Here is a 19,422-nt window from a genome sequence, read left to right as displayed (position 1 = left end):
GTCACGGGTGGCTTCGGGGTCGCCCGAAATAGGGCAAAGGGTGGATGAGTCAATGGAGACTCCGGGGTCGCAGTCCTCTCTGCACCGGGCCAATCTGGAGCGGGTCGTACGTGCCGTGCGGCTCGCCGGATCGCTGACACAGGCGGAGATCGCGAGAGCGACGGGCCTGTCGGCCGCGACGGTCTCCAACATCGTGCGCGAGCTGAAGGACGGCGGAACCGTCGAGGTCACGCCCACGTCGGCGGGCGGCAGGCGGGCCCGCAGCGTCTCCCTCAGCGGGGACGCGGGCATCGTCATCGGCGTCGACTTCGGCCACACGCACCTGCGCGTGGCCGTCGGCAACCTCGCCCACCAGGTGCTCGCGGAGGAGTCCGAGCCGCTGGACGTCGACGCCTCGGCCGCGCAGGGCTTCGACCGTGCCGAGCAGCTCGTCAGCAGGCTGATCGAGGCCACGGGGGTGGACCGGGAGAAGATCGCCGGGGTCGGGCTCGGCGTGCCGGGCCCCATCGACGTGGAGTCGGGGACGCTCGGCTCGACCTCGATCCTGCCGGGCTGGACCGGCGCGAAGCCCGCCGAGGAGCTGGCCGCCCGCCTCGGGGTGCCGGTGCACGTGGACAACGACGCCAACCTCGGCGCCCTCGGCGAGCTGGTCTGGGGCAGTGGCCGCGGGGTGCGGGACCTGGCGTACATCAAGGTCGCGAGCGGCGTCGGCGCGGGGCTCGTGATCAGCGGGCAGATCTACCGCGGGCCCGGCGGCACGGCCGGGGAGATCGGGCACATCACCCTGGACGAGTCGGGCCCGGTCTGCCGCTGCGGCAACCGCGGCTGCCTGGAGACGTTCGCCGCCGCCCGGTACGTGCTGCCGCTGCTGCACTCCTCCCACGGCACGGATCTGACCATGGAGCGCGTGGTCGGCCTCGCGCGGAGCGGCGACCCCGGGTGCCGGCGCGTGATCGCCGACGTCGGGCGGCACATCGGCAGCGGCGTGGCGAACCTCTGCAACCTTTTGAACCCTTCCCGCGTGGTGCTCGGCGGCGACCTCGCGGAGGCCGGTGAGCTGGTCCTCGGGCCCGTCAGGGAGTCCGTGGGGCGGTACGCGATCCCGAGCGCCGCGCGGCAGCTGTCGGTGTTGCCGGGGGCCCTCGGCGGGCGTGCGGAGGTGCTCGGCGCGCTCGCTCTCGCGCTCAGCGAGATGGGCGATTCAACCCTTTTGGATGGAACGCTGACCGTCGGCGCGCCTGCCTTCACTTAGAGAACGCATGGCACCGTTGTCATCTCGTTAAGAATTTACTCCTTGACGCTGGTGTGGCGGCCGAGTTGACTTCGAGCCACCTCGGCCGCAACGACGCGGCCTCGTCAGGGAGGCACCCCCAATGAACGCAATGACGCGTCGCGTCGTCATAGGCACCGCCGCGGTTTCGATGGCACTGGCCATGACCGCCTGCGGAAAGGCCGGAGACGGCGACGACAAGGGCGGCGACGCCGGTGACGGCAAGACCATCGGTCTGCTGCTCCCGGAGAACAAGACCACGCGCTACGAGACCTTCGACCGCCCCATCATGGAGGCGAAGATCAAGGAACTCTGCTCGGACTGCGAGGTCAAGTACAACAACGCGGCTCAGGACATCGAGACGCAGAAGAAGCAGTTCGAGGCGCTGGTCACGCAGGGCGTCAAGGTGATCATCCTCGACGCCGTCGACTACAAGTCGACCAAGTCGTGGGTCAAGCAGGCCGAGAAGCAGGGCGTCAAGGTCGTCGCGTACGACCGCCTCGCGGAGGGCCCGCTCGCCGCGTACGTGAGCTACGACAACGAGAAGATCGGCCGCCTCCAGGGCGGGGCCATGGTCAAGGCGCTCGGCTCCGACGCCAAGGACGCCAACATCGTCATGATCAACGGCTCGCCGACCGACCCGAACGCCCCCTTCTTCAAGAAGGGCGCCCACTCGGTGCTCGACGAGCAGGTCAAGAAGATCGCCTACGAGCAGGACATCCCGGACTGGTCGCCGGACGAGGCGAACCGCAAGATGTCCTCCGCGATCGACAAGCTCGGCAAGGACGGCATCCAGGGCGTCTACGCCGCCAACGACGGCATGGCGGGCGGCGTGATCACCGCCCTCAAGCAGCGCGGCATCAAGGTCCCGGTCGGCGGCCAGGACGCCGAGCTCGCGGGCGTCCAGCGCCTGCTGAGCGGCGACCAGGACTACACGATCTACAAGGAGATCAAGCCGGAGGCCGAGACCACCGCCGAGATCGCCGTGAACCTGCTCAAGGACAAGAGCATCGACTCGATCGTGGACCGCAAGGTCGACTCCCTCAGCGGCGACTTCAAGGGCATCCCGGCGAAGCTGTACGACGCCCAGGCCATCACCAAGGACGAGGTCGCCGACACGATCGTCAAGGACAAGGTCTACAAGGTCAGCGAGATCTGCACCGCCCAGTACAAGAAGGCGTGCGCCGCCGCGGGCGTCAAGTAGCCCGCAGGCCGACGGTACCGGTCCGGCGCCCGTCCCGAACACACCGCCCCGCAGACGGGGGGCGGGCGCCGGACTCCCCTCCCGCACAGCTCCCTGTGCGTACCGCACCTTGTTCCGCACAGCTCTTGCTGCACCACCATCCCCGCCGGTCAGGCGGCGAAGGAGATGATTCACGTGTCCGCTACGCCCGTGCTGGCGTTGCGCGGGGTCTCCAAGCGGTTCGGCGCCGTCCAGGCGCTCACGGACGTTGACCTCGAGATCCACACCGGTGAGGTGGTCGCCCTCGTCGGCGACAACGGCGCCGGAAAGTCCACGCTCGTCAAGACGATCTCGGGCGTCCACCCGATCGACGACGGCACCATCGAGTGGGAGGGCAGGAGCGTCCGCATCGGACGACCGCACGACGCCCAGAACCTCGGCGTGGCCACCGTCTACCAGGACCTCGCCCTCTGCGACAACCTCGACGTCGTCGCCAACCTCTTCCTCGGCAGCGAGCTGAAGAGCGCCTCCGTCCTGGACGAGATCAAGATGGAGAAGCGGGCCAGGGAGCTCCTCGACACCCTCTCCATCCGCATCCCCAGCGTCCGCATCCCGGTCGCGGCGCTCTCCGGCGGTCAGCGCCAGGTCGTCGCCATCGCCCGCGCGCTGGTCGGCGACCCCAAGGTCGTCATCCTCGACGAGCCCACCGCCGCCCTCGGCGTCGAGCAGACCGCACAGGTCCTCGACCTGGTGGAGCGGCTGCGCGAGCGCGGCCACGGCGTGATCCTCATCAGCCACAACATGGCCGACGTGAAGGCCGTCGCGGACAAGGTCGCCGTGCTGCGGCTCGGCCGCAACAACGGAACCTTCTCCGTCGCGGACACCAGCAACGAAGAGATCATCGCCGCCATCACGGGCGCCACGGACAACGCCGTGACCCGCCGCAAGGCGCGCACGGCCACGGCACCGAAGGAGGACGCGAAGTGAGCGACCTCGCCAAGACCCCCAGCAAGGACCCGGGCCCCACGACCGACGCGCCCGCGTCGGCCGCCCCGGTCCCCGCCGTCGACCCGCGCCTGCTCGTGCGCGAGGAGGGCCTCGCCGGCTACCTGACCGAGTTCAAGCGGAAGCTGCGCGGCGGTGAGCTCGGCTCGCTGCCCGTCGTCATCGGGCTGATCGTCATCGCGATCATCTTCCAGATGAAGAACGACCACTTCCTGGACGCGAGCAGCCTCGCGAACATCGCGGTCTTCACCTCCGGCCTCGGCATCATGGCCGTCGGCATCGTCTTCGTCCTGCTGCTCGGCGAGATCGACCTCTCGGTCGGCTCGGTGGCCGGCATGGGCGCGGCGGTCTGGGCCGTGCTGAGCGTCACCCACGGCCTGAACGACTGGCTCTCGGTGCTCATCGCCGTCGCCTCCGGCATGGTCATCGGCGCGGTCCACGGGTTCTTCTTCGCCAAGATCGGCGTGCCCGCCTTCGTCGTCACCCTGGCCGGCTTCCTCGGCTGGAGCGGCCTGCAGATCTGGCTCATGGGCGGCGAGGGGAGCATCAACACGCCGGAAGGCAGCGTCGTCGAGGACCTGACCGGCCACTTCTTCGCCGAGAAGGGCGCCGCGTACGGCCTGGCCGCCGTCGCGATCATCGCGTACGCGGGTTCCCTGCTGCTCGACGCCAAGCGCCGCAAGACCGCCGGGCTGCCCTCGCGCCCGGTCAGCGAGATCGTGCTCCGCACGGTCGTCGTCGCCGTCCTCGCGGGCGGCGCGGCGTACGAGCTGAACGAGCCCTCCGGGGCACGCGGCCTGCCGCTGGCGCTGGTCCTCTTCCTCGCCGTCCTGGTGATCGCGGACTTCGTCGCGCGGCGCACCACCTTCGGCCGGCAGGTCTTCGCGGTCGGCGGCAACGCGGAGGCGGCGCGGCGCGCGGGTATCAACGTCGACCGCATCCGGATCACCGTGTTCGCCATCTCCGGCATGCTGGCCGCTTTCGGCGGTCTCTTCATCGCCAGCCTCTCCGGCGGCGCGACCAAGAGCCTGGGCGGCGGCAACACGCTGATGATGGTCATCGCCGCCGCCGTCATCGGCGGCACGAGCCTCTTCGGCGGCCGGGGCAAGGTGTGGTCCGCCCTGCTCGGCATGCTGGTGATCCAGTCCATCCAGCAGGGGCTCAACCTGCTCGGCATGGCGAGTGAGATCCAGTACATGATCACTGGTGCGGTGCTGCTGGCCGCGGTGGTCATCGACTCCGTTTCGCGGCGTACCCAGAAGTCCGCCGGGCGGGCGTAGCCTCCGGGGTCTCTCCACGGGGCGGCCCCGACGGCCCCGCGTGCCTCCCTCCGAGGCGCGCGGGGCCTGTGGTGTTTCCGTGACCGGGAAGTTGCCTCCCGGGCGCGGGTGTCCGTGGCGGAACATTAGACTCGGGGGTCCCGCCAACGCTCGAACAGCACATCTCAGCTCTAGCAAGGAGGCACGGGTGCCGCTGCTGAACCGCATCACGGGACCGCGCGATCTGGACCGGCTCAGTCCCGAGGAGCTGAACCAGCTGGCCGGAGAGATCCGCAGCTTCCTCGTCGAAGCGGTCGCGAAGACCGGTGGCCACCTCGGCCCCAACCTGGGGGTGGTCGAGCTCACGATCGCCCTGCACCGCGTCTTCGAGTCGCCCAAGGACAAGGTCCTCTTCGACACCGGCCACCAGAGCTACGTGCACAAGCTGCTCACCGGCCGCCAGGACTTCGGCAAGCTGCGCGGCAAGGGCGGCCTGTCCGGCTACCCCTCGCGTGCCGAGTCCGACCACGACGTGATCGAGAACAGCCACGCCTCCACGGTCCTCGGCTGGGCCGACGGCCTGGCCAAGGCCAACGAGGTGCGCCGCAAGGACGACCACGTCGTCGCCGTCATCGGTGACGGCGCGCTCACCGGCGGCATGGCCTGGGAGGCGCTGAACAACATCGCCGCCGCCAAGGACCGCCCCCTGGTGATCGTCGTCAACGACAACGAGCGGTCCTACGCGCCGACGATCGGCGGCCTCGCCAACCACCTGGCGACCCTGCGCACGACCGACGGCTACGAGCGCTTCCTGGCCCGCGGCAAGGACATCCTGGAGCGGACGCCGGTCGTCGGCAGGCCGCTCTACGAAACGCTGCACGGCGCCAAGAAGGGCCTGAAGGACTTCATCGCCCCGCAGGGCATGTTCGAGGACCTCGGCCTGAAGTACGTCGGCCCGATCGACGGCCACGACATCGAGGCCCTGGAGTCCGCCCTGACGCGCGCCAAGCGCTTCGGCGGCCCCGTCATCGTGCACTGCATCACCGAGAAGGGCCGGGGCTACCAGCCCGCCGAGGAGGACGAGGCCGACCACTTCCACGGCATCGGCCCGATCCACCCCGACACCGGTCTGCCCATCGCCGCCTCCGGCATGGACTGGACGTCCGTGTTCGGCGAGGAGATGGTCAAGCTCGGCCGGGAGCGGGACGACATCGTCGCGATCACCGCCGCGATGCTCCAGCCGGTCGGCCTGAAGAAGTTCGCCGAGGAGTTCCCCGACCGGGTCTACGACGTCGGCATCGCCGAGCAGCACGCGGCCGTCTCGGCGGCGGGCCTGGCCACCGGCGGCGTCCACCCCGTCTTCGCCGTCTACGCGACCTTCCTCAACCGGGCCTTCGACCAGCTCCTGATGGACGTGGCCCTGCACAAGTGCGGCGTCACGTTCGTCCTGGACCGCGCGGGCGTCACCGGCACCGACGGCGCCTCGCACAACGGCATGTGGGACATGTCGATCCTGCAGTGCGTGCCGGGCGTGCGGATCGCCGCCCCGCGCGACGCCGACCAGGTCCGCCTCCAGCTCCGCGAGGCCGTCGAGGTCGACGACGCCCCGACCGTCGTGCGCTACTCCAAGGGCGCGGTCGGCCCGGCGGTCAAGGCCGTCGGCACGGTCGGCTCGATGGACGTGCTCCGCGAGGCGGGCAGCGACCGCCCTGACGTGCTCCTGGTCTCCGTGGGCGCGCTGGCCCCGATGTGCCTGGAGATCGCGGCCCTGCTCGACAAGCAGGGCATCACCACGACCGTGGTCGACCCGCGCTGGGTCAAGCCGGTCGACGAGGCGATGGCGCCGCTGGCCGACCGGCACCGCGTCGTCGTCACCGTCGAGGACAACTCCCGCGCGGGCGGCGTCGGCTCCGCGATCGCCCAGGCCCTGCGGGACACCGGCGTGGACGTGCCGCTGCGGGACTTCGGCATCCCGCCGCGCTTCCTCGACCACGCGTCGCGCAAGGAGATCCTGGCCGAGATCGGCCTGACGGCGCCGGACATCGCCCGCCAGGTCACCGGACTCGTCGCCAAGCTGGACGGCAGGTACGAGCGCTCGACCGCCGGCGTGGACTCCGTGGAGCCCGCCCGCGACTGACGGCGCGACGTTCGGCCGATGGGCCGGTCCCGGCACCCTGTACGGGTGGTGGGACCGGCCCATTCGCGTGAACGGGACCGCGCCGGGGCGTACCGGGCAGAAGGTCTCTCGATCATGTCGGGGACGACAAGCGTGGGAGGTACGCCCGTGAGCAGCACCCTCTTCAGGACGAAGAGCGTCGAGCAGTCCATCAGGGACACCGAGGAGCCGGAGCACGCGCTCAAGAAGTCGCTGTCCGCCCTCGACCTCACGGTCTTCGGCGTCGGTGTCATCATCGGCACCGGCATCTTCGTCCTGACCGGAAAGATCGCCAAGGAGACGGCGGGCCCTTCGGTGGCCCTCGCCTTCGTCGTCGCGGGGCTCGTCTGCGCGCTCGCGGCGCTCTGCTACGCCGAGTTCGCCTCGACGGTGCCGGTGGCGGGCTCCGCGTACACCTTCTCGTACGCCTCCCTCGGGGAGTTCCCCGCCTGGATCATCGGCTGGGACCTGATCCTGGAGCTGGCGCTCGGCTGCGCGGTGGTCGCGGTGGGCTGGTCCGGCTATCTGCGCTCGCTCCTGGACAGCGCGGGCATGCACCTGCCGCAGGCGCTGAGCGGGACGCACAACGGGCAGTTCGGCTTCGACCTGCTGGCCTGCGTCCTCGTGCTGGCCCTGACCTGCATCCTCGTCGCGGGCATGAAGCTCTCCTCGCGCGTCACCAACGTCATCGTCGCCGTCAAGGTCACCGTGGTGCTCCTCGTCGTCATCGTCGGCGCCCTGTTCGTCACCGGGTCCAACTACGACCCGTTCATCCCGCCGTCCGAGCCGAGCGAGGGCGGCGGGGGCATCACCGCCCCGCTGGCCCAGCTCCTCTTCGGCTTCACTCCCTCGCACTTCGGCGTGATGGGCGTCTTCACCGCCGCGGCCGTGGTGTTCTTCGCGTTCATCGGCTTCGACATCGTCGCCACCGCCGCCGAGGAGACCCGCAGCCCGCAGCGCGACGTGCCCCGCGGCATCCTCGGCTCGCTCCTCATCTGCACACTCCTGTACGTCGCCGTGTCCGTCGTCGTCACCGGCATGCAGAAGTACAGCGAACTCTCCACCGACGCCCCGCTCGCGGACGCCTTCAAGGCCGTCGGGCACCCCTTCTGGGCCGGGCTCATCAGCTTCGGCGCGGCCGTCGGCCTCACCTCGGTCTGCATGATCCTGCTCCTCGGCCAGACCCGTGTCTTCTTCGCGATGAGCCGCGACGGGCTGCTGCCGAAGTCCTTCTCCAAGGTGCACCCGACGTTCGGCACGCCCTACCGCTCGACGGTCCTGCTCGGCCTCGTCGTGGCGGTCGTCGCCGGCTTCACCTCCATCGACGAACTGGCCGAACTGGTCAACATCGGCACGCTCTTCGCCTTCGTCGTGGTCGCGCTCGGCGTCATCCTGCTCCGCAGGCAGCGCCCCGACCTGCCGCGCGCCTTCCGCACCCCGCTCGTGCCGCTGGTGCCGATCCTCTCCGTGCTCGCCTCGCTGTGGCTGATGCTCAACCTGCCCGCGGAGACCTGGCTGCGGTTCGCCGTGTGGATGGCCCTCGGCATCGTCATCTACTTCGCGTACGGGCGCTCGCACAGCCGCCTGCACACCGGCGACGGGCGGTAGCGGGTCTTGCCCCGTACGCCCGCGCCGCCCGCCACCTCCTTACGTCCCGCACGTCCGCCCGCCGAGAGCGCGCCCGGCCGGGGCGCCTACTGGGCGCGGCTGCTCCCGCTGCTCGCCGCCCTCGTCTGCGTGACCCGGCTGCCCTCCTTCCGGTGGCCGCTGTGGAGCCCCGACGAGGGCTACCTCGCCGTACAGGCGCGGATGCTCGCGCAGGGCGGCACGCTCTACGAGACGGTCGTCGACCGCAAGCCGCCGCTCGTCCCCTGGCTCTACGCGGGGTCCCTGGCGCTCTTCGGCGACTCCTCGCTGCTCGCGCCGAAGGTGCTCGCCGCCGCCGCGCAGCTGTTGACGGCGGTGCTCCTCGCCTCGCTGGCCCGGCGCCGCTGGGGGGACCGCGCGGGGCGCACGGCGGGCGTCGGGTACCTCCTCGTCTCGATCGGCCTCAACCCGGAGGACACCCAGGCGGCCACCTTCGAGGTCTTCATGCTGCCGTGCACGGCGGCCGCCATGTGGTGCGCCGACCGCCGCCGGTGGGGCGCGGCGGGCACGGCCGTGGCCTGCGCCTTCCTCGCCAAGCAGACCGGGGCCGTGGTGCTCCTGCCGGCGGTGTGGCTGCTCTGGCGGCGGGGCGGCGGCTCCCGGCGGGACGTGGCGCGGCTCGCCGCCGGGCTGTGCGTTCCCGTCCTCGCGGCGGCCCTGCTCACCACCCCCCGGGGCTTCCTCTTCTGGACGGTCACGGGCTCCGGCGCGTACGCCGCGTTCGCCGGCTCCGGACTCCACGTCCTCGGCCGGGGCCTGGTCAACGCCCTGCTCCTCGCGGTGGCCTGCGCGGGCCTCGTCGCGCCGGTCCTGCGCACCCCGCGGGCGGCCGGCCGCGGGGAGGGCGACCTGTGGCTGTGGCTCGCGTCGTCGGCGGCGGCCGTCCTGCTCGGCCTGCACTTCTTCGGCCACTACTACCTCCAGCTGATGCCGCCGCTGGCCCTCCTCGGCACGGCCGCGCTGCGACGCCTGCCGCCCGCGCGGACCGCGGGGGCGCTCATCGCCACGGGGTGCTCGTGCGCCGTGTTCCTGGCCTGGGGGCTGCTCGCGCCGCGCCCCGACCTCGCGCACGCGGCGCGGCTCGCGGAGGCGGTGCGGGAGCGGACCGCCCCCGGGGAGAGGGTCCTGGTCTGGGGGATACACCCGGAGACGTACTGGCTGGCCGACCGCGCCCCGGCGACCCGCTATCTCACGGCGGGCCTGCTCACCAACTACAGCGGTGGCCGCGACGGCCCCCGGGTGGGCGAGAAGTACGCCGTCCGGGGCGCCTGGACCGTCTTCCGGGAGGAACTGCGCCGCCACCCGCCGGCCCTGATCGTCGACGACTCCCGCGGGAAGCCGTACGGCCCCGACCGCGTGCCGTCCCTGGGGCGGGTCCTCGCCGAGGGGTACCGGGTGGCGGGGCGGGTGGACGGGGCGGTCGTCCATACGTGGGTGGGTCACGGTGCCCGGTCCGCCGGCGCCGGCGGTTAGTCCTGGCGGCGCCAGGTGCGGGTGAGGTCCGCCAGGGCCTCGATGGCCCCGCGTGCGCGCCTGCGGTCCTCGCGAATGCCGGGGCCGAACTCGATGTGCAGCCAGGGCACGTCGTGGAACGCGGCCGCCCGCCCCTGGACGTTGGAGCGGCCCTCCAGCGGGCAGGACCTGGCCCAGGCACGGCAGACGTCGAAGCCCCGCTCCTTCAGCGCGTCCGCGAGGTCGCGGCCCTCGGACACGGCGTGCCTGCCCCGGCCCGTGGAGGCGACGACGTCGTGCCGCGGCGCCGAGTCGTCGGCCATGCCGTGGAGCTGCACACCGGGGAGCCCGCGGCGCACCAGTTCGGCGCAGATGGCGTGAAAGACGCTGTCCCTGCGGTGCGCGACGTCCGCCGTGTCACGACGCCCGGCATCGCGATGTGCACCTGCGATCACGAGGATGCCGCCCGGGGAGCGGCTGAGCAGCCGCGCGCCGAGCTGCTCGGTGTACCGGTCGGCCACGGGGTGCGGCACCTGGACCGACCAGCGGACGGGGGAGTCGAGGTCGATGTAGACCCGCCCCCAGCCGCGCGGCGCTGCGCCGTCCTCGGAGCGGTCGGCGACCTCCGCGTACCGCCGCCCGCCGACCGGGTCCTTGATGGTGCGGACCGCGAAGTCGACGTCGGCCAGCCGGTGTTCGGCGGCCGTGCGCCTGCCGTCGAGGAGCAGGGCGACGCTCTCGGCCAGCGTGCGCCGGTCGTCGCGGGTGGGGCGGCGGTAGCCGGTGTCCTCGTCGAAGCCGGCGGTGTAGTCCGTGATGACGCGCTCCAGGCCCTCGGCCGGCCGGCCGTCCGGTGCGGAGGAGCTTGCCGGGTTCCGGCTCCCCCGCGAGGGCTCGTGGTCCGGGTCGGAGGACCCCGAGCCGCACTGCGACAGGCTGAGGACGCAGGCCGTCACGCCCGCGAGAACCCCGAGCTTCTTTGCGGTCGTGACCAGCCGTGTGCGGTAGCTCTTCATGGTTGTATAAAGATATCCCTGTGATGACACGTCCCTCCCGCAGGCTTTCTGTGACCTGTGCGGCCTCCGCGCTCCTGCTCGCCGGCACAGCCACCGCCTGTGGCTCCTTCGGCAACGACGACAAAGCCGCCTCCGGCGGCGGCCCCTCGTTCACCGTCGCCGCCGCGGGCGACATCCTGATCCACCCGCAACTCACGGACCAGGCCCGCAAGGACGCCAAGGCCACCGGCAAGGGTGAGCAAGGCATCGACTTCGGGCCGTTGCTGGCGGGGGCCAAACCCGTCATCAGCAAGGCCGACCTCGGCATCTGCCACTTCGAGACCGTGACGGGCAAGCCGGGCGGCCCCTTCGAGAGCTTCCCCGATTTCATCGTGCCGCCGCAGATCGCCACGGCGATCAAGGGCGCCGGCTACGACCAGTGCTCGACCGCGTCCAACCACACCCTCGACCACGGCCTCGCCGGCGTCACCCGCACCCTGGACACGCTCGACAAGGCGGGCCTGCGACACACCGGGTCGGCGCGCACCGCGGCGGAGGCGGGCAAGCCGCTGATCACCGAGGTGAAGGGCGTCAAGGTCGCGCAGATATCCTTCTCCTTCGGGTTCAACGGCCGCGAGGTCCCGAAGGACAAGCCGTGGATCGTGAACCAGAACAAGTTCGAGGCGATCGCCGCCGCCGAGAAGAAGGCGCGCTCGGCGGGCGCCGAGGTCGTGATCCTGAGCATCCACTGGGGGAACGAGCACCAGCCCGAAGCCACCTCCTCGCAGGTCGAACTGGCCCGCAGGATCGCGCGCGAGACCGGCGTCAACCTCGTCATCGGCCACCACGCGCACGTCGTCCAGCCGATGGAGAAGGTCGACGGCACCTGGATCGCGTACGGACTCGGCAACCAGGTCGCCCGGCACGACGCGCCGAGCGGACTGACCGAGGAGGGCGTCATCGGCTGGTTCGAGTTCGCCGAGCGCGGGGGGAAGTGGGACGTCGACGCCAAGTACGTGCCGACGCTCATGGACATCCCGCCGGACCCGAACGAGACCGGCGCCCTGCCCAAGGGCGCCGTCAAGGACCACCGGCTCCTGGACGTGGCCGCCACGCTGAAGGACGGCGAAGGGCTCAGCGAGCAGCAGCGCGCCCGCTACCGCCTGGCCTTCGAGCGCACCCAGGGCACGCTTCTGAACCGGGGAGCGGCCAAGGACGGCCTCGAACCGCTTGAGTCACTACCCGGTGACTGACCGCCGCACTCCGGTCATCTGTGCGATCTAGCTCACATTTTCCCCATCCCGTACATCTCTTCGAGGGGTTCACGGGTCCAAGCTCTCCGGAACGCATCACTATGCGCTTCCGCGTCCCGCGTCACCCCCAGGAGAGGAGCACCCCTTGGCCGCTTCGCGTTCGAAGCGGCGGCACAAGGTCCGCCGAAGGACCGACATGTCTCTGCTGGGTGGCATACGTCCCCCCATCGCCGTGCTGTCGGTCCTGCTCCTCGCCCTTGCGGGCGTCACCGCTCTCACCCTTGGCCGCGCAGGCCAAGAGGCCGTACCCAAAGCGGTCAAACTGTCCCAGCAGCACTTCGCCGAGGACGGCGCCATCGCGCTGCGCGCCTCCATCGACGAGTCGGTCACCGACCTGACCCGGAACGCCGAGCTGTTCAGCGCCGGCGACCCGGTGCCCCCGGACGCCGTCCTCGACAAGATCGGCAGCGTCTACCAGAAGTGGCGGGGCACCGCGGTCGTCGAGATCTCCTCGGGCAAGCTCCTCGCCGCCCGCGGCGAGAACCTGCCGCTGACCGCCATCGACCGCGGCAAGCTCGCGGACAAGGACGGCCTCGCGCCGCGCATGGTGCGCCTGGAGGACGGTGAGACCCGTCTGCTCTCCTTCGCCCTGCTCACCTGGGAGGGCAAGCCGCAACAGCTCCTCGTCGCGTCCAGCAGCCTGCGCTTCCCCGGCATCAGCCTCGGCAAGTTCCGCTCCATCGCCGTCGTCGGCCAGGACGGGCACATCCTGAGCGACGACGGCATCGCCGACCCCTCGCAGGAGGACGGCGCGGGCCGGCGCGAGCAGATCAAGCAGGCCGACAAGCAGCTCAAGGCCTTCGCCGCCACCGCGGCGAAGAAGTCCCGCACGCACCCGATCATGTCCAAGGAGCCCGGCTCGGGCGGCTTCCTCGGCGTCAGCGGCCACCTCACCGGCGACCGCTACCTCGGCGAGCGTGCCGTCGCGGGCTACGCGAGCCTCGCCGGACCGGAGGCGGGCAAGGCCACCGACGCCACCCGGCTCGGCCTCACGGTCGTCGCCATGGTGCCGGTCGCCGAGGACTCGACGGCCACCACCAGCTCGGCCTTCGGGCTGCTGGCCGCGGCCGCCCTGCTGCTCATCGGCGGCGTCACGATCTTCCTGCTCCTGCGGACCGTGCAGCGCCCGCTGATCCAGCTCTTCCTGGAGGGCCGCCGGCTGACCCGGGGCGACCTCGAACGGCCGGTCTCCGTGCCGCGCCGCGGCGAGGCCGCCCGGATCGGCGCCGCCCTCGAACGGCTGCGCCGCCAGCTGCTCGGCGCGCCCGCGGACAAGCAGTCCGCGCCCGCCCGCCGCGGCAGGTTCGGCACCCGCACCCTGATCGCCGTCTGCGCCGTCCTGCTCCTCGCGTGGTCGGCGCCGCTGATGCTGATGCTCAACCGCGCGGGCGACAGCGTCGTCGTGCCGCAGCAGATGGTCAACGACCAGCGTGAGCGCACGGACACCCTCACCGACCGGGTGCGCCGCGCCCTCAACGAGGGCCACGCCGACCTCACCTCGGTCGCCTCCCTCATCGGCGACCGCACCGAGGCGTCGGAGATGTCCAAGGTGCTGGAGAGCACCATGCACCAGCACACCCGCTACCAGTCCCTCTACGTGCTCGACGCCAAGGGGAAGGTCCTCGCCAAGGCGGGCGACGACCCCCGGAGCCCCTCGGACGAGGGCCCGTCGGACAAGGCCGTCCGCGTCATCGACGAGGGGGGCAAGGAACCGGTCATCATCGGCACCGCCGAGATGGCCGGCCGCGACGGCGCCGCCGTCGTCGGCGAGTTCCGCATCGAGTTCCTCAACTCGCTGCTGAAGCGCCCCGGTCTCGGCCAGGTGCGCGTCGTCGACGCGAAGCGCAAGGTGATCGGCGCCAACTACGGTTACCAGGAGTTCGAGAGCCTGCCGAGCGGGCGGCTCAACGCGCTCGCCGAGGGCACCGGACAGAAGGTCGGCGTCGGCACGCGTCCCAGCGGCGTCCTCTACCGCGACGGCGACGAGATCCAGATCGCGGCGGCGGCGCCCTTCGCGGGCGGCGGCGCGGCCTCCTCCCTCGGCTGGACCGTCGTCAGCTGGCAGCCCGCCTCCGGGCTCGCCATCCCCGAGTACACCCTCCAGAACCGCACCGTCCTCGCCGGACTCCTCGGCATCACCGCGGCGGCGGCCTGCCTCGGGTGGCTGCACATCGTCGTCGTCCGGCCGCTGCGGCACCTCGCCGACCAGGCGGAGGCGCTCGCCGACGGGGACCGCCGCACCGTCCTGTACCCGACCCACCACGACGAGGTCGGGGCCGTCACCCGCAGCCTGGAACTGATCAGGCAGCAGCTGCCGACGGGCACACAGCGCAAGCGGGACGGCGCCACGGCCGGCCTCGCCGGAAGGAACTGAACCCCGTGCTCTTCCTCTACACCGTGCTCGTGGTGTGCAGCGCCATCCTGCTGGCGGCCGGAGTCGTCGAACAGCGGCGGCACTTCGCCAGCCTGGAACACATCCCCACCCGGGTGCTCGTCAACGGCATCCGCGGCAAGTCCTCCATCACCCGCCTGTGCGCGGGCGCCCTGCGCGGCGGCGAGCTGACCACGGTCGCCAAGACCACCGGCACCGCCGCCCGCTTCATCCACCCGGACGCCACCGAGGAGCCCGTCTACCGCAAGTTCGGCATCGCCAACGTCGTCGAGCAGATCGGCATCGTGCGGCGCGCCGCCGCGTACAACCCGGACGCCCTGGTCATCGAGTGCATGGCCGTCATGCCGGCGCTCCAGGAGATCAACCAGTCCAAGCTGATCCGCTCCACCATCGGCGTGCTCTGCAACGTCCGTGAGGACCACCTCGCCGAGATGGGCCCCACCCTCGACGACGTGGCGCGCTCGCTGTGCCGCTCCATGCCGGAGAACGGCATCTGCGTCACCGCGGAGAAGGACCGCTTCGACATCCTCCAGGAGGAGGCCGACGCGCGGAACTGCCAGCTGATCTACGCCGACCCCGAGACGGTGAGCGACGAGGAGCTGCGCGGCTTCAGCTGGTTCACCTTCAAGGAGAACGTGGCGATCGCGCTCAAGGTCGCCGAGCTCGTCGGCGTCGGCCGCGAGGTCGCCCTCCAGGGCATGTACGACGCCCCGCCGGACCCCGGTGTCCTCTCCGTCGAGCGGTACGCCACCGAGGACGGCAAGAAGCTGCGCTTCGCCAACGTCTTCGCGGCCAACGACCCCGAGTCGACGCTGATGAACATCAACCAGCTCCTCGACCTCGGCGCCATCAAGCGCCCGCTGAACGTGGTCATCAACTGCCGTCCCGACCGCGTCGAGCGCAACGGCCAGATGGGCGAGATCGTCCCCGACCTCCGGCCGGAGAAGGTCTTCGTCATCGGCCACCCCGCCAAGTCCGCCATCGACGCGATCCCCGCCGACTGGCGCGACCGCGCGGTGGACCTCGGCGGCGACCGGCGCGACCCCGAGGAGTTCATGCACCAGATGCTCGGGCAGCTCGGCCCCGACTCCTCGCTCGTCGCGATCGGCAACATCCACGGCCAGGGCGAGCTGCTGCTCGAACACCTCGCGGAGCTGCCGGCCGACGAGAGCGAGGACCAGGCACCCGAGGAGCCCACGCCGACCTACGAGCCGCACGTCGACCCGTACCAGCACTACCCGGAGGCGTACGAAGAGCGGTACACCCCGGTGCACACCCAGCAGATCCAGCAGATCCACGCGCAGCAGGCCCACTACGCCCAGCAGGGCCAGGGTCAGCTCCCGCCGGGGGTCCACGTGCCCGTACAGCGCACGCCCGACCAGCCGTACGAGAACTACGCGCCGCAACAGCAGCAGCCGCAGTACCAGCACCAGTACGCACAGCAACAACAGCATCAGCAGCAGTACGAGCAGCAGCAGTACCAGCAGAACCAGCAGTACGGCTCCCACGAGGGCTACGCGCCCCAGGAACCGCAGCCCCAGCCCCCGGCGCCCCGTGGCCTCTTCGAGCCGCGGGTACCGCCCGTACCGCCCGCCCATGACGACGACCAGCAGTGGCACAGCCCAGGAGAGCCCCGTTGATTCCCTCCGTCCTCACCCCCGAGATCGCCGCGGTCGGCATCGCGCTCGGGCTGCTCTTCTCCCTGGTCTGCTATCTGACGACCAACCTCTCGCCCGGCGGCATGATCACCCCGGGCTGGCTGGCCCTGACCCTCGTCGAGGACCTCCAGCGCGCGGCCATGGTGCTCGGCGTCACGGTGCTGACCTACCTCGGCACCCTGCTGATGCAGAAGTACGTGATCCTGTACGGCAAGCGGCTGTTCGCCGCGGTCGTCCTGCTCGGCGTCTCCCTCCAGGCGACCGTGATGATCGTGCTGTCGATCGAGTTCCCGCTGATGTACGCGAACCAGACGCTCGGCTTCATCGTCCCCGGTCTCATCGCCTACCAGCTGGTGCGCCAGCCCAAGGGCCCCACGCTGCTCGCCACCGGCTCGGTCACGCTCATGGCCTACGTCGTCCTCACCGCCGGGATCCTCCTCGGCTTCATGCCGTCCGTCTGAATCGCAGGAGTCCGCCATGCCGCCCAAGAAGAAACGTCCCGCCGTGCACGCGGCGACCGTGCTCGCCCTCCTCGCGGGCAGCGCCTACCTCACCGTGGAGCTGCGCGAGGACCAGGAGGCCAAGGCGCCCAAGGTGCAGGCCGTCACCGACACCCCCGGCCTGCAGAACAGCAACGGCCAGCAGGGGAGCGGGAAGCAGAAGTGGGAGCGCCTGAAGAACCCCGAGCGCTCCGTCCTGCGCACCGAGAGCGGCAAGGTGCTCGCCACCTTCACGGACGGCGCCCGCACCGCGACGCTCACGGGACCGAGCCGCACCTTCACCGAGCCCGCCAACACCAAGTCCCGCGTCGTCACCAACGACTGGGTGCGGCTGATGCCGGAGACCTGGCGCGAGGGCGCCGAGAAGGAGAAGTGGTTCAAGGACTGGTACAAGGAGTTCTCCGGAAGCGAGGAGGACGACATCTTCGCGATGGCGTTCCAGTACGTGCAGGGCGCTCCGGTCAAGAAGGACGACGAGGGCATCGCCTACGCGGGCGACGCCAACTTCGGTCCGATCAACCCCGAGGGCAGCTCGGGCAACGACCTGCGCCTGGAGCAGTCGGACTTCTTCGACTACCTCGGCATCCCGTACACCTTCCGTGACGGCACCACCATCCAGCCGGAGAAGATCCGGGCCCGCTCCATGGACTGCTCCGGGTTCGTCCGGACGGTCTTCGGCTACCGTGCCCGCTACCCCCTGATGTCCAGCGACCAGGCCGGCGACGGTCTGCCCCGCACCGCCAACGGCATGGCGCGCGGCAAGGCCGGCACGGACGTCATCAAGCTGAAGGGCGTGTCCTCGGCGGACCGCCCCAAGTCCATCGACGTCGTCCAGCCGGGCGACCTGGTCTTCTTCAAGCTGGACGCCCGCACCAAGGAGCGCCTGGACCACGTGGGGATCTTCGTCGGCCACGACGCCGACGGCCACAAGATCTTCATCTCCAGCCGCGAAGAGGTCAACGGCCCGACGATCGGCGACAAGGGCGGCACATCACGCCTCGACGGCAACGGCTACTACGCCTCCACCCTGCGCAGCGCCAAGCGGCTCTAGGGGCGTGATTCACGGGCGTACGGTTCGGGGGCCCGCGCACTGGGCCCCCGACTCGCCCACCCTCCGGCGCAGTTCCCGGTCGGCCGTGATCACCAGGCAGGGGCGGCCCGCCGCCTCGGCGGCCAGCTCCGCGATGCGGTCGTCGCCGCTGCCGGGCGCGCTCTCCACGCGGACGCCGGGCACGGATGCGACGCCACGCGCGGCGCCCTCCACGACCAGGACGATGTCCAGCGGCCCCGGATGGCCGGGCAGCCCCTCCTCCGCGTACGCGACGAGCCCGTCCCGCAGCCGTTCGGCGGCCCCGCGGCGGTCGTGCCACCAGCCGTCGGGCTTGGACCCGACCACGTTCGCGGCGTCGACGACGACGAGAGTTCTCATACGGCAAACGTAAACTAGCCGGTGAAGCGTTGTGCGCACATGGTCGTGGAAGGGTTGCCGCCGAGTCATGCCGTCGAGGTCGAAACCGGTGAGCACCGGTGTCCCGGAGAGCGCCCGCTGGCTGCTGCGCGGCAAGGACGGCAGGCTCAGCGCCTACGTCCGCGCCGACGGCGGACTGCTCCGCTGGACGGAGACCGCGCCCGGCGGCCCCGACTGGACGGGCCCCGACTTCTTCGAGGCGCCCGATCTGACCTATCTGACGCTGGCCCAGGGCGCCGACGGATACGTGCACTTCCTCGGCCGCCGCGAGCGGCGCGACGCCGAGGGCGAGACGGCCGTCGACATCGTGCACTCCATCCAGTACCAGTCGGGGCGGCCCCTGATGGACTGGCGCTCGATCGGCAACCCGCACACCAAGCTCGTCGAGCGCGCGCCGCACCTCGGCGCGCCCGCCGCCGCCGTGGACGCCGCGGGCACCGTCCACGTCTTCGTGCGGGACGCGGTCAACAGCGTCCGGATGCGCCGCGAGGGCAAGGGCGGCAAGTGGGAGGGATGGAAGGACCTCAAGGTCCGCCAGGCCCTCGACGGCATCGTCGCCCGCGCCACCTCCACCGGCCGCGTCGAGGTCTACGCGCCCGGCGCCGAGGCGACCCTGCGCTGGGCCCAGGAGAGCCAGGGCGGCGAACTGGTGCGCGCCGACGACGTCCCGCTCGCCCCCGTGCCCGGCTCCGGCGCGGTCCTGGAGACCGGCCCCGACCGCTTCACGTACTACGCCACCGACGCCGCCGGGAAGGGCGTCCTCGCGCACCGCCCCGCCGACGGCGGCCCCGCCGTGCCGCTCGGCGGCGGTCCCGGCCCCGGAGCCGTCGCCGTCCTGCGCACGCCCATAGACGGCCACGACTGCACCGTCCTCGCCCACCGCACGGGCGCGGGACGCCCGGCGATCGGGGCGTTCCCCACCGAGGACGAGGGCGCGGGCCTGTGGTGGGCCGAGACCGGCGAGCCCTGCCTCGGCGCCCCGGCCCTCGCGCTCGACGCCCGGGGCCGCGTGGTCATCGCGGCGGTCGGCCTCGACGGAACGCTTCGCCTCGCCCGGCAGAAGGCGGAGCCGGGCCTCGCGCTGGAGGCCTGGACGGCGCTCTGAGGGCCCGTACGACGGCGGGG

General features: G+C 71.4%; 15 protein-coding genes. 13 read left to right on the top strand and 2 right to left on the bottom strand.

The genetic code is table 11. The annotated features are described in order from the left end of the window. Positions 1-52 precede the first annotated feature (52 nt). The 7 genes from DCW30_RS26960 to DCW30_RS26930 all read left to right on the top strand — a co-directional run bounded on the left by DCW30_RS26960 (position 53) and on the right by DCW30_RS26930 (position 9,992). Positions 53-1,252 (top strand): ROK family transcriptional regulator, encoded by a 1,200-nt coding sequence (locus DCW30_RS26960; protein WP_076684040.1) that lies wholly within the window; start codon positions 53-55, stop codon positions 1,250-1,252. A 121-nt stretch (positions 1,253-1,373) separates the two neighbouring features. Next, positions 1,374-2,474 carry a substrate-binding domain-containing protein gene (locus tag DCW30_RS26955; protein ID WP_076684039.1) on the top strand — a complete coding sequence of 367 codons (1,101 nt, stop codon included), beginning with the start codon at positions 1,374-1,376 and terminating at the stop codon, positions 2,472-2,474. Positions 2,475-2,639: 165 nt separating this feature from the next. Continuing rightward, positions 2,640-3,440: an ATP-binding cassette domain-containing protein gene (locus DCW30_RS26950; RefSeq protein ID WP_076684038.1), complete on the top strand. Its 801-nt coding sequence runs from the start codon at positions 2,640-2,642 to the stop codon at positions 3,438-3,440. After that, on the top strand, positions 3,437-4,738 hold the full coding sequence (locus tag DCW30_RS26945) for a sugar ABC transporter permease (RefSeq protein ID WP_076684037.1): 1,302 nt from the start codon (positions 3,437-3,439) through the stop codon (positions 4,736-4,738). Before DCW30_RS26950 ends, DCW30_RS26945 begins: the two co-directional genes overlap by 4 nt. Before the next feature lie 187 nt (positions 4,739-4,925). Beyond that, the gene (gene dxs, locus DCW30_RS26940; protein WP_076684036.1) at positions 4,926-6,854 is read left to right on the top strand and encodes a 1-deoxy-D-xylulose-5-phosphate synthase; all 1,929 of its coding nucleotides are present in this window, start codon (positions 4,926-4,928) and stop codon (positions 6,852-6,854) included. A gap of 114 nt (positions 6,855-6,968) precedes the next feature. Then, positions 6,969-8,480: an amino acid permease gene (locus tag DCW30_RS26935; RefSeq protein WP_076684035.1), complete on the top strand. Its 1,512-nt coding sequence runs from the start codon at positions 6,969-6,971 to the stop codon at positions 8,478-8,480. A gap of 6 nt (positions 8,481-8,486) precedes the next feature. Continuing rightward, the gene (locus DCW30_RS26930; protein ID WP_076684034.1) at positions 8,487-9,992 is read left to right on the top strand and encodes an ArnT family glycosyltransferase; all 1,506 of its coding nucleotides are present in this window, start codon (positions 8,487-8,489) and stop codon (positions 9,990-9,992) included. On the opposite strand, the gene DCW30_RS26925 is transcribed toward DCW30_RS26930, so the two are convergent. Next, on the bottom strand, positions 9,989-10,987 hold the full coding sequence (locus DCW30_RS26925; RefSeq protein WP_076684033.1) for a hypothetical protein: 999 nt from the start codon (positions 10,985-10,987) through the stop codon (positions 9,989-9,991). The two genes, DCW30_RS26930 and DCW30_RS26925, sit on opposite strands and share 4 nt — an antisense overlap. Positions 10,988-11,010: 23 nt before the next feature. Here DCW30_RS26925 and DCW30_RS26920 point away from each other — a divergent pair, with 23 nt between their 5' ends. From DCW30_RS26920 to DCW30_RS26900, 5 genes are all read left to right on the top strand, one after another. Further along, on the top strand, positions 11,011-12,219 hold the full coding sequence (locus tag DCW30_RS26920) for a CapA family protein (RefSeq protein ID WP_076684032.1): 1,209 nt from the start codon (positions 11,011-11,013) through the stop codon (positions 12,217-12,219). 196 nt (positions 12,220-12,415) lie between these two features. Continuing rightward, on the top strand, positions 12,416-14,653 hold the full coding sequence (locus DCW30_RS26915; RefSeq protein WP_076684031.1) for a HAMP domain-containing protein: 2,238 nt from the start codon (positions 12,416-12,418) through the stop codon (positions 14,651-14,653). Between the two features lie 5 nt (positions 14,654-14,658). Further along, the gene (gene pgsB / locus DCW30_RS26910) at positions 14,659-16,311 is read left to right on the top strand and encodes a poly-gamma-glutamate synthase PgsB (RefSeq protein ID WP_076684030.1); all 1,653 of its coding nucleotides are present in this window, start codon (positions 14,659-14,661) and stop codon (positions 16,309-16,311) included. Further along, on the top strand, positions 16,308-16,790 hold the full coding sequence (locus tag DCW30_RS26905; RefSeq protein WP_062770698.1) for a poly-gamma-glutamate biosynthesis protein PgsC/CapC: 483 nt from the start codon (positions 16,308-16,310) through the stop codon (positions 16,788-16,790). The genes pgsB and DCW30_RS26905 overlap by 4 nt, the downstream gene beginning before the upstream one ends. A 16-nt stretch (positions 16,791-16,806) precedes the next feature. After that, positions 16,807-17,880, top strand: coding sequence for a C40 family peptidase (locus tag DCW30_RS26900; protein WP_062770695.1), 1,074 nt, complete (start codon positions 16,807-16,809; stop codon positions 17,878-17,880). 9 nt (positions 17,881-17,889) lie between these two features. On the opposite strand, the gene DCW30_RS26895 is transcribed toward DCW30_RS26900, so the two are convergent. After that, positions 17,890-18,258 carry a PIN domain-containing protein gene (locus DCW30_RS26895; RefSeq protein ID WP_062770691.1) on the bottom strand — a complete coding sequence of 123 codons (369 nt, stop codon included), beginning with the start codon at positions 18,256-18,258 and terminating at the stop codon, positions 17,890-17,892. A gap of 88 nt (positions 18,259-18,346) precedes the next feature. On the opposite strand from DCW30_RS26895, the gene DCW30_RS26890 reads away from it, so the two are divergent. Then, positions 18,347-19,402: a hypothetical protein gene (locus DCW30_RS26890; protein WP_237283368.1), complete on the top strand. Its 1,056-nt coding sequence runs from the start codon at positions 18,347-18,349 to the stop codon at positions 19,400-19,402. Positions 19,403-19,422 lie beyond the last annotated feature (20 nt).

This window comes from Streptomyces alfalfae, from assembly GCF_004127445.1.
In the GTDB taxonomy this organism is placed as follows: Bacteria; Actinomycetota; Actinomycetes; order Streptomycetales; family Streptomycetaceae; genus Streptomyces; species Streptomyces alfalfae.
This window is presented reverse-complemented; position numbering and strand designations above follow the sequence as displayed.

Coding starts and splice junctions, on each gene's coding strand:
- DCW30_RS26960 (WP_076684040.1), top strand. CDS start 53: ATGGAGACTCCGGGGTCGCAGTCCTCTCTGCACCGGGCCAATCTGGAG.
- DCW30_RS26925 (WP_076684033.1), bottom strand. CDS start 10,987: ATGAAGAGCTACCGCACACGGCTGGTCACGACCGCAAAGAAGCTCGGG.
- DCW30_RS26900 (WP_062770695.1), top strand. CDS start 16,807: ATGCCGCCCAAGAAGAAACGTCCCGCCGTGCACGCGGCGACCGTGCTC.
- DCW30_RS26915 (WP_076684031.1), top strand. CDS start 12,416: ATGTCTCTGCTGGGTGGCATACGTCCCCCCATCGCCGTGCTGTCGGTC.
- DCW30_RS26935 (WP_076684035.1), top strand. CDS start 6,969: ATGTCGGGGACGACAAGCGTGGGAGGTACGCCCGTGAGCAGCACCCTC.
- DCW30_RS26895 (WP_062770691.1), bottom strand. CDS start 18,258: ATGAGAACTCTCGTCGTCGTCGACGCCGCGAACGTGGTCGGGTCCAAG.
- DCW30_RS26920 (WP_076684032.1), top strand. CDS start 11,011: ATGACACGTCCCTCCCGCAGGCTTTCTGTGACCTGTGCGGCCTCCGCG.
- DCW30_RS26950 (WP_076684038.1), top strand. CDS start 2,640: ATGATTCACGTGTCCGCTACGCCCGTGCTGGCGTTGCGCGGGGTCTCC.
- DCW30_RS26955 (WP_076684039.1), top strand. CDS start 1,374: ATGAACGCAATGACGCGTCGCGTCGTCATAGGCACCGCCGCGGTTTCG.